Here is a 2,500-nt window from a genome sequence, read left to right as displayed (position 1 = left end):
TCAACATGAGTTGATAAGAATTATCCGGTATTAGCTCCGGTTTCCCGAAGTTATCCCAGTCTTACAGGCAGGTTGCCCACGTGTTACTCACCCGTCCGCCGCTAACTTTTGGGAGCAAGCTCCCGCTAGTTCGCTCGACTTGCATGTATTAGGCACGCCGCCAGCGTTCGTCCTGAGCCAGGATCAAACTCTCCAATAAAGTGTTTGATAGCTCATTTGCACAATAATGTGCTGACTTCGATGTTGCCACAGGTTGTGGCGCTCTAAACCGAAGTTCTTTTATTGTTACATATAGTAACTAGAATTAACGTTGACGTTTTGTTTGTTTAGTTTTCAAAGAGCAATTATGGATCTGCTCAACGAGCAGTTTTTACATATTAGCAAATCATTTATCAATTGTCAATATATTTTTTGGTGGAGCCTAGCGGGATCGAACCGCTGACCTCCTGCGTGCAAAGCAGGCGCTCTCCCAGCTGAGCTAAGGCCCCGTTATATATATTGTTGTATTATTCATGGTCGGGAAGACAGGATTCGAACCTGCGACCCCTTGGTCCCAAACCAAGTGCTCTACCAAGCTGAGCTACTTCCCGCAAAATAAGCGCGCCCGAAAGGAGTCGAACCCATAACCTTCTGATCCGTAGTCAGACGCTCTATCCAATTGAGCTACGGGCGCATATAATAACTGTTTTTTAAATGGTGCCGAGAACCGGAATCGAACCGGTACGGTAGTCACCTACCGCAGGATTTTAAGTCCTGTGCGTCTGCCAGTTCCGCCACCCCGGCACATTTGGAGCGGAAGACGGGATTCGAACCCGCGACCCCCACCTTGGCAAGGTGGTGTTCTACCACTGAACTACTTCCGCATATGAGTCTAAGTGCGGGTGAAGGGAGTCGAACCCCCACGCCTCACGGCGCTAGATCCTAAGTCTAGTGCGTCTGCCAATTCCGCCACACCCGCATAAATGGTGAGCCATGCAGGATTCGAACCTGCGACCCTCTGATTAAAAGTCAGATGCTCTACCGACTGAGCTAATGGCTCTTACTAATATTTCATTCCTAAAGGTAGACAGCACTTTTTGTGCGCCAAAAGCTTGTAGCTTTTGTTGCAGATCGCAGATTCTTTGAATCGAGTGCGATCCTCTACCAACCGAGCTAATGGCTCGTTTATTTTTAGGTGAAAATAGTGAATTATTGAACATATTTTGACCGCTTTTTAAAAAAAAAGAGAATAACAGTGCCGGCCAGAGGACTCGAACCCCCAACCTACTGATTACAAGTCAGTTGCTCTACCAATTGAGCTAGGCCGGCATATGGTGGAGGATGACGGGCTCGAACCGCCGACCCTCTGCTTGTAAGGCAGATGCTCTCCCAGCTGAGCTAATCCTCCAATAATTAAAAAGCTTGGCGACGTCCTACTCTCACAGGGGTAAAACCCCAACTACCATCGGCGCTGAGAAGCTTAACTTCCGTGTTCGGGATGGGAACGGGTGTGACCTTCTCGCCATAGCCACCAAACTATTTAATTGAGAGATTGTTCTCTCAAAACTAGATAATGTTGAAGAAAGAAATTATGAGTAATTATGCCAATATAAGGCCCACAGGATGTGGGTCACGCAGGCGTTGCTACAGGATGTAGCGTATTTGGCCTGTGTTCTTTCAATTGTGGTTAAGTCCTCGACCGATTAGTATTTGTCAGCTCCACGTGTCACCACGCTTCCACCTCAAACCTATCAACCTGATCATCTTTCAGGGGTCTTACTAGTTTAACACTATGGGAAATCTCATCTCGAGGGGGGCTTCATGCTTAGATGCTTTCAGCACTTATCCCTTCCGCACATAGCTACCCAGCGATGCCCTTGGCAGAACAACTGGTACACCAGCGGTGCGTCCATCCCGGTCCTCTCGTACTAAGGACAGCTCCTCTCAAATTTCCTACGCCCACGACGGATAGGGACCGAACTGTCTCACGACGTTCTGAACCCAGCTCGCGTACCGCTTTAATGGGCGAACAGCCCAACCCTTGGGACCGACTACAGCCCCAGGATGCGATGAGCCGACATCGAGGTGCCAAACCTCCCCGTCGATGTGGACTCTTGGGGGAGATAAGCCTGTTATCCCCGGGGTAGCTTTTATCCGTTGAGCGATGGCCCTTCCATGCGGAACCACCGGATCACTAAGCCCGACTTTCGTCCCTGCTCGACTTGTAGGTCTCGCAGTCAAGCTCCCTTGTGCCTTTACACTCTACGAATGATTTCCAACCATTCTGAGGGAACCTTTGGGCGCCTCCGTTACTCTTTAGGAGGCGACCGCCCCAGTCAAACTGCCCACCTGACACTGTCTCCCACCCGGATCACGGGTGCGGGTTAGAATTTCAATACAGCCAGGGTAGTATCCCACCGATGCCTCCACCGAAGCTGGCGCTCCGGCTTCCAAGGCTCCTACCTATCCTGTACAAGCTGTACCAAAATTCAATATCAGGCTACAGTAAAGCTCCACGGGG

Annotated in this window: 9 tRNA genes and 3 rRNA genes (2 of these 12 only partly in view); all 12 read right to left on the bottom strand. The window is 49.9% G+C overall.

Annotation, left to right across the window (positions count from 1 at the left end):
* A 16S ribosomal RNA gene (locus tag R4Z10_RS00480) occupies window positions 1-199 on the bottom strand; it reaches 1,351 nt to the left of the window's first position.
* A gap of 213 nt (window positions 200-412) precedes the next feature.
* A tRNA-Ala gene (locus R4Z10_RS00475) sits at window positions 413-488 on the bottom strand.
* Between the two features lie 25 nt (window positions 489-513).
* Window positions 514-590 (bottom strand) — tRNA-Pro (locus R4Z10_RS00470).
* Window positions 591-599: 9 nt separating this feature from the next.
* Window positions 600-673: transfer RNA gene (locus R4Z10_RS00465), tRNA-Arg, on the bottom strand.
* 21 nt (window positions 674-694) lie between these two features.
* Window positions 695-783 (bottom strand) — tRNA-Leu (locus tag R4Z10_RS00460).
* 5 nt (window positions 784-788) lie between these two features.
* A tRNA-Gly gene (locus R4Z10_RS00455) sits at window positions 789-863 on the bottom strand.
* Between the two features lie 13 nt (window positions 864-876).
* Window positions 877-958, bottom strand: a tRNA-Leu gene (locus R4Z10_RS00450).
* Between the two features lie 5 nt (window positions 959-963).
* Window positions 964-1,039 (bottom strand) — tRNA-Lys (locus R4Z10_RS00445).
* A gap of 196 nt (window positions 1,040-1,235) precedes the next feature.
* Window positions 1,236-1,308: transfer RNA gene (locus tag R4Z10_RS00440), tRNA-Thr, on the bottom strand.
* 3 nt (window positions 1,309-1,311) lie between these two features.
* Window positions 1,312-1,387, bottom strand: a tRNA-Val gene (locus R4Z10_RS00435).
* A 12-nt stretch (window positions 1,388-1,399) separates the two neighbouring features.
* A 5S ribosomal RNA gene (rrf, locus tag R4Z10_RS00430) occupies window positions 1,400-1,515 on the bottom strand.
* Window positions 1,516-1,662: 147 nt separating this feature from the next.
* Window positions 1,663-2,500 (bottom strand): 23S ribosomal RNA (locus R4Z10_RS00425); it runs 2,097 nt beyond the window's last position.

The sequence above is a fragment of the Niallia sp. XMNu-256 genome (assembly GCF_036670015.1).
In the GTDB taxonomy this organism is placed as follows: Bacteria; Bacillota; Bacilli; order Bacillales; family Cytobacillaceae; genus Bacillus_BD.
Note: the sequence above shows the minus strand (reverse complement) of the source record. Positions and strands in the feature narration are given on the sequence as shown.